This is a genomic window from Streptomyces adustus, from assembly GCF_009377175.1.
GTDB lineage: Bacteria > Actinomycetota > Actinomycetes > Streptomycetales > Streptomycetaceae > Streptomyces > Streptomyces adustus.
Genome location: NZ_VJZD01000021.1, coordinates 57961 through 64253, shown reverse-complemented (window position 1 = coordinate 64253; position 6293 = coordinate 57961). Strand labels below are relative to the sequence as shown.

At 74.1% G+C, this 6293-nt stretch carries 9 protein-coding genes; all 9 read right to left on the bottom strand.

What is annotated here, in order from left to right:
• Nucleotides 1–605: acylphosphatase (locus FNH09_RS07935; protein WP_162468245.1), on the bottom strand; the 605-nt coding region annotated here is incomplete at its 3' end.
• Complete coding sequence (hypB, locus tag FNH09_RS07930; protein ID WP_152886035.1) at nt 602–1474, bottom strand: hydrogenase nickel incorporation protein HypB; 873 nt, start codon at nt 1472–1474, stop codon at nt 602–604. The genes hypB and FNH09_RS07935, both read right to left, overlap by 4 nt.
• A 3-nt stretch (nt 1475–1477) precedes the next feature.
• On the bottom strand, nt 1478–1873 hold the full coding sequence (gene hypA, locus FNH09_RS07925; protein ID WP_152886034.1) for a hydrogenase maturation nickel metallochaperone HypA: 396 nt from the start codon (nt 1871–1873) through the stop codon (nt 1478–1480).
• A 221-nt stretch (nt 1874–2094) separates the two neighbouring features.
• Nucleotides 2095–2199, bottom strand: a complete 105-nt coding sequence (locus FNH09_RS50075) for a DUF6893 family small protein (protein WP_375971837.1) — start codon at nt 2197–2199, stop codon at nt 2095–2097.
• Between the two features lie 10 nt (nt 2200–2209).
• On the bottom strand, nt 2210–2773 hold the full coding sequence (locus FNH09_RS07920; RefSeq protein WP_152886033.1) for a hydrogenase maturation protease: 564 nt from the start codon (nt 2771–2773) through the stop codon (nt 2210–2212).
• Nucleotides 2770–4212, bottom strand: coding sequence for a hypothetical protein (locus tag FNH09_RS07915; RefSeq protein WP_162468244.1), 1443 nt, complete (start codon nt 4210–4212; stop codon nt 2770–2772). Before FNH09_RS07915 ends, FNH09_RS07920 begins: the two co-directional genes overlap by 4 nt.
• Nucleotides 4209–4925, bottom strand: a complete 717-nt coding sequence (locus FNH09_RS07910; RefSeq protein ID WP_162468243.1) for a DUF6084 family protein — start codon at nt 4923–4925, stop codon at nt 4209–4211. Before FNH09_RS07910 ends, FNH09_RS07915 begins: the two co-directional genes overlap by 4 nt.
• Nucleotides 4922–5665: a DUF5947 family protein gene (locus tag FNH09_RS07905; protein ID WP_238426529.1), complete on the bottom strand. Its 744-nt coding sequence runs from the start codon at nt 5663–5665 to the stop codon at nt 4922–4924. The genes FNH09_RS07910 and FNH09_RS07905 overlap by 4 nt, the downstream gene beginning before the upstream one ends.
• Nucleotides 5662–6288 (bottom strand): hypothetical protein, encoded by a 627-nt coding sequence (locus FNH09_RS07900; RefSeq protein WP_238426528.1) that lies wholly within the window; start codon nt 6286–6288, stop codon nt 5662–5664. The genes FNH09_RS07905 and FNH09_RS07900 overlap by 4 nt, the downstream gene beginning before the upstream one ends.
• Between the last annotated feature and the right edge of the window lie 5 nt (nt 6289–6293).

The window sequence follows — 6293 nt, the reverse complement described above, 5'->3', positions numbered from 1 at the left end:
TATAAGAGACAGGGTCCGCAGGCGGGGCAGGCGACCGGCTGGGCGTGGAAGCGGCGGTCGGCCGGATCGGCGTACTCCCGGGCGCAGTCGGCGCACATGGGGAAGTCCGCCATGGTGGTGTGCGCCCGGTCGTACGGCACATCGGTGACGATCGTGAAACGCGGTCCGCAGTGGGTGCAGTTCACGAACGGGTGGCGGTGGCGGCGGTCGGCCGGATCCGCCAGTTCGCGCAGGCAGTCGGCGCAGGTGGCGGTGTCGGGCGAGACCAGGGTGCGCGCGGGACCTTCGGTGTGGGAGGCCAGGATGGTGAACGCGCCGCCGCCGGTGGCGGGCACCTCCTGGTGGTCGACGGACTCCACCCGGGCCAGCGGTGGCGCCTGGGCGGCGATCCGCTCGCAGAAGGAGGCGACCGCCGAGGGTGCCCCCTCGACCTCGGCGACGACGCCCTCCGCGGTGTTGGTGACATGGCCGGTCAGGTCGAGCGCGGTGGCGAGGGTGTAGAGGTAGGGCCGGAAGCCGACTCCCTGGACCACTCCGCGGACGGTGACGCGGCGGCGTTGCGGCCGGTCGCCGGTGAGCGCGGGCGCGGACGGTGGTGCGCTCACGGGTGGGTGCGGGGCACGGCGTCGGCGTGGGTATCGGGACGGGCGTGGGCGTGGGTGCCGGTCTGGCCGTGGCTGTGGCCGGGCGGGTGCTCGTGCGTGTGGCCGTCCGGGAGCGGGTGCGCTTGCGGGTGCGCAGGGGCGTGGGTGTCGGCGTGCACGTGTGCGTGGGTGTGCGCGTCGGCGGTGCGGGCCATGACCGGGACGTGCGGAGGCGCGCCGTCCGCCGCCGCCAGCGCCCGGTCGAGGATGGCGCCCACTCCCCGGCCGTGCCGCGCGGAGGTCAGCACCACCTCGACGCCGGGATTGACCCGCTCGACATGGGAGCGGAACGCCGCCTCGTCGAAGTCGACGGCCTCGGCGAGGTCGGTCTTGGTGACGACCACGAGATGGGCGAGGCCGAAGGCGGTGGGGTACTTCAGCGGCTTGTCCTCGCCCTCGGTCACGGAGGCGAGGACGACGCGCAGCGTCTCGCCGAGGTCGTAGGAGGCGGGGCAGACGAGATTGCCGACGTTCTCCACGAACAGCAGCCGGGTGTCGTCGGGCAGCCAGCCGCGCAGGTGCCCGGCGAGCATCGCGGACTCCAGGTGGCACAGCCCGTCGGTGAGGACCTGCTTGACCGGTACGCCCGAGCGGGCGAGCCGTACGGCGTCGTTCTCGGTGGCGAGGTCGGCGGTGAGCGCCGCGACGGGCACCGACCGCTCGCGCGCGAGCAGCAGTTCACGTTCGAGCAGGGCGGTCTTGCCACTGCCGGGGCTGGAGAGGATGTTGACGACCGCGGTCCCGCGCGCGGTCAGCTCGGCGCGCAGGGTCTGCGCGCCCGCGTCGTTCTTGGCCAGTACGGCCTGTCTCAGGTCGACCACGCGGCACATGGTTCAGCGCTCCTCGGGGATCGGTTCGCGGGCTGGTGCGGGCGTCCTGCCGTCCTCCCAGTGCACGGCGGCGATCTGTAGTTCACGGCCCGCCTGGAGGTCGGTGCCGGCTCCGCCGCAGCGCGGGCAGCTCAGCAGGGGCGGGACACCGACGGCCCATTCGTGCGCGCACGGGGCGCAGCGGGCGCGTCCCGGCACCGTCTCGGTGACCAGTTCGGCGCCTTCGAGGACGGTCCCGGCACAGGCCAGTTCGAAACAGAAGGCCAGGGCGTCGGGCACGACACCGGCCAGTTCGCCCACCAGGAGCCGAACCGAGCGCACGGCCGTGACGTCACCGGCCCGCTCGGCCGCCTCCTCCACCTGGCCGATCACCGCCAGCGCGATGGACATCTCGTGCATCGGTCTCCCTCCGCCCGGGCCGGTCCGCGCCGAGCGCCGCCGACCGCCAGGGGTCGACCGGCCCGTCGGGCGGAGCGTCCGCCATCCTCATTAGAGAGGAGCCGTCCGGGGCCGGCGGACCGGCACGCCGTCGCCGGCCGGGCGGGTACGCCGTTCGCCGCAACGCGCGCCGTGCCCTCCCGGCAGCCGACCGGAAGAGGGCCGGCCGACAGGGCCCCGGCTCACATGGCGCGCATGCGCAGGTAGCGCCTGATGTCCGGCAGGGACTGCACGAGGACGGCGGCGACGACGGCCGCGGCCGCGCCACAGGCAAGGGTCTTCAGCATGGTTGTCTCCTCACTTCGCGGCTTCGCCGACCGTGGCCCGCGGCGCGGACTCTCCCGGCTCGTCGGCCCGCAGCAACTCTTCGATCAGCCGGACGGCCTCGGGAACGGCGGCGGCCACCGGCGCGCTGAGGCCGATGCCCTCCTCCACCGAGGCCGGTTCGCAGCCGACCACCAGCACGCGCCGGGGCGGCTGTCCGCCGGTTCCGGCGCACAGGGTCCCCAGCAGCGCGAGCACGGTGTCGGGGGTCATACGGTGCCCGTCGAGCGCGGCACCGGGCGGCACAGCCTCCCCTGCCGCGCCGTCGTGCTCGATCAGGTACAGGGTTCCGGGTGCCTCGCCACGCAGGGTGGCGTCCACCAGGATCAGGGTGTCGTAGCCGTCGAGGACCTGGTACGCCAGATGCACGCCCCGTACGCCGATGTCCACGACCTCGACACGGTCGGGCAGTCGGCTGCCGGTGAGCGCGCGCACGGTCTCGACCCCGAAGCCGTCGTCGCCGAGGAAGATGTTGCCGATGCCGGCGACCAGGACCCTGCCGTCCGGTGCCGCGGTCCGGTCCGGGGACGCGTTCATACGGGGTCCTCCAACGGGGTGACCTCGTCGGGCTGGAAGTACAGGTAACGGCCCTGTTCGCGGCGGATGTCGGCGCCGGGGTCGCCCTCGACCGTGACGGCCAGGTGCACCGCGCCGTCCACGTCGTGCAGCACCGCCTCGACCTTGGCGCTGCGGCCCTGGAGGAACAGGTCCTGGGCGTCGGTGCGCCGCAGGCCCGGCCGCAGCAGTACGCGGCTCCCCGCGCCGAGCGAGCGGCCCTCCACCACGACGCGGTCGCGTGCCGGATCGAACCCGGCGTCGCTCGCCGGATCCCACCACGGTGTGTCCTGACGCTGCACGCCGAACTCGTCCGGGAATCCGGGGCCCGCGGCCCCGACCGGGTTCGCCGGTGCGGAGCCGGTCACCTCGCGCAGACCGCGTACCGCGCCGTGCAGACGTTCCAGGACCTCCGGGGGCATCGAGTCCGCCAGGTCGATCACCGCGGCGGCCCGCTCGTCCGTGCCGCGGGCCTCGCGTTTCTCCTCGTCGGTGAGGGCGGCGGTGCGCAGCGCCAGGATCTCGTCGATCTCCGTGGCGTCGTAGAGCGCTCCGGGGCTCTCCGGGGCGATCGCCGGGTGGTCCTCCAGGATGATCGGTGAGGACAGCACCAGGTCCGCGCGGCCGGGTTCGCCGGCAAGCACGGGCCAGGTGTGCAGGTTGCGGCAGGCCGCGACGGCGCCTCTCGCCCACTCCGGCGGGTCCGTCATGGACAGGAACGACCCGGAGCTCAGGCCCATCAGCGTGTGGGCGGCGACCAGGCAGTGCGGCAGCGCGGCGTCCCGGTCGGCGGTCCGCCCGTCCGGGGGTGTCCAGGTGCTGGTGTTCTCGACCACGGCGGTCAGTCGCAGCGTCCGGTAGGGGCCGTCGAGTTCGCGGGCGGACAGCCGTACGACGCCGTCGACCCGCTCGTACCGGCGCACCAGCCGGCCGACGGTGCGGCCCGACGCGTCGAGGACCGGCTCCATCTCCTCGCGGGCGGGCCGGGTGAACGGGGTCGTGACGCCGTCACCGAGGAGGTCGTCCACCGCGGCGACGACCTCGACGTGCTCCTCAGCTCCCTCGTCCCAGGGGACCAGGACCCGGTCCTCCAGGCGCAGTTCGGGAACCGTCTCGAAGCCGCCGTCCGGGTGCAGCCGCTGCACGGTCCGCCGCCGGGCGTGCAGGAAGCGCAGCTCGACCGAGAGGGTCGCACCCGTCCTCGGCTCCATCAGGCATTCGGTGTGCTGGAATTCGTGCTCCTCGCACTCGGCGCCCCAGGCGGGCGGCACCAGCACCCCGAACTGCCAGCGCAGCCGGTTCTTGGCCGCCGAGGCGCGGTACGGGTAGAGGACGTAACCCTCGAAGAGGACGGCGTCGGCGACCTGCCGGGCCAGGGCGAACCGTTCCTCGGTGGCCGGGGTGAAGGCGGTCACGGTCACGGGGCGGTCCTTCCGGTGCTTCGCGTCAGCGCCGCGAACGGATCGGCGGGAAGGGCGGTCGCGCTGTCGCCGGGCAGTGCCCGCCCGGTCGCGCTGTCGTCGAGGAGTGCCCGCACGGTCGCCTCCCAGGAGGGCAGGGCGTGGCGGGAGCGGTAGTCGAGCAGCGCGTCCATGGTGGCGCGGGGCAGCCGGATCCAGCCGCATCCGGGGAAGTGCTGTTCGAGCATCTCCCGCCAGACCGTGACCGGCATCCGGAAGGACGCCTCCCGGTCCCATGGCACGGGCTCGACCCGGAATCCTCCGGCGCCGGTGAACGCCGTACCGGAGAAGAGCATCAGCAGCGGGACCTCGCCGTCGTCGAGCGCGTCCAGATAGCGGCTCGCGGCGACGTCGAGGTCGTAGGTGCAGGGCACGACGAGGTCCGTCTCCGTCTCGCCGGTGAAGCCGGGCACCATCGCCGGGACCTGGGCGAACTGCACCGGCTTAAGGGTGCTCCCCCAGCGTGAGCGCTCGCCGAAGAGGTCCTTCAGGCCGTCGGCCTCGGCGGGACCGTAACCGCGGCGGGCGGGTTCGATACGGATCTGGCAGCGCAGCGCGAGGGCGTGCACGCGGGCGCCGCCGGACGCGGTGACGCGCAGCCGGAAGACGAGGGTCGGCCCGGCGGCGTAGCGGTCGGCGCGGACGCCGGTGCAGGCGAACGAGAACTCCGTCACGGTCGGCCCGCCTCGGCCGCGCACGGCTCGCCCGCGTGCGTCTCGGCAGCGTGCGTCTCGACCGCGTGCGTCGCCTCGACCGCGTGCGTCGCCTCGACCGCTCGCGCTTCGGCCTGGTGCACCGGCCTCGCACGGTGCGCGATCTGCGTGAAGAACGTGTCCAGGGCGGCGCGGGCCTCGGCCCCGCCGTCGAAACCCTGCCACAACAGCCGCATACGGCCGACCAGTTCGTAGCAGACGTCGACGGGTACGAGGTAGCTCTCGCACCGGCCGTGGAGGCGCCGCAGCAGCAGTGCCTCCACGTCGGGTTCGAGCAGGTCGGCGAGGCGGCTGTCGCCGAGGACCGCCGTCCAGACCGCCGGTTCGAGTTCGCTCTCGGTGGCCCCGGCCGGGCTCGGGTAGAGGGCGACCAGCCGGTCGAGCGCCGCGTTGCGGAAGAAGAAGGCGACGCCGACCGGGATCTGGAGCGCCTCCCACGCGGCCTCGTCGAGGTGGTGGTCGGGGTCGGTGAGGTAGCGGTCCGGGACCGCGCGGAAGCGGCCTGCGGCCGCGCCCGGCCGTTCCATCAGCAGGGCGCAGCCGGTGCAGGCGCAGACCAGGGCCCGCTTCTCGATGTCGACCAGATGGCGGTGGTCCTCCTCGGGCACCGCCACCGCGCACAGTTCGCACCGCTCGGGGCGGGGCGGCCGCTCGGCCAGGAATCTGCGCAGGCCGCCGGAGCCGTTGTGGGGTGCGCTCATCGTGTCTTCGCCGCGGTGGGGGCGCTCTTCGGGCCCTTGCCGATCTGGAGCAGGGGTGGTCCCGCGGGGGCCGTGCGGATGTCGACCGCCCGCACTTCCGGCGCGAAGCAGGCGAGCGCGTCCTCGGCGGCCTGCCGGGCGGACCCGGCGCCGGCGGCACAGCCGCAGCCCGAGTCCGCCGCGGTGGTCCGCAGCTCCAGGGTGCCGGACGCCTCGTCGAAGCCCGCGACCTCCAGGGCGTGTTCCGGGATGCCGTCCAGCGCTCGGGCGATACGGGCGTCCCGGTCCTCGGGATGGAGATCGTGCAGGACGAGCAGGCTCGCCACCAGTTCGTCGCCGAGCAGGGCCGCCAGGGGGTCACCACCGGGACCCCGGCCGCCGCTCGCCGACAGCAGCCGGACGATACGGGCCAGACCGGAGCCGTAGAAGTCCATGAGGGATCTGACGAGTTCCTCCGCCGCCTCGGCGGCGGCGCGGTCCCCGGCGGCCGCCAGCCGGTCCAGCACCTCCTCGACCCGTCGGCCGGCCTGCTCGGCGCTCACCCTGGTCGTCGTGTTCGCCTTGTGCGTCGCGTTCGCCTTGTGCGTCGCGTTCGTCGACGGCAGCGCGTCCGTCGACGTCATCGCGC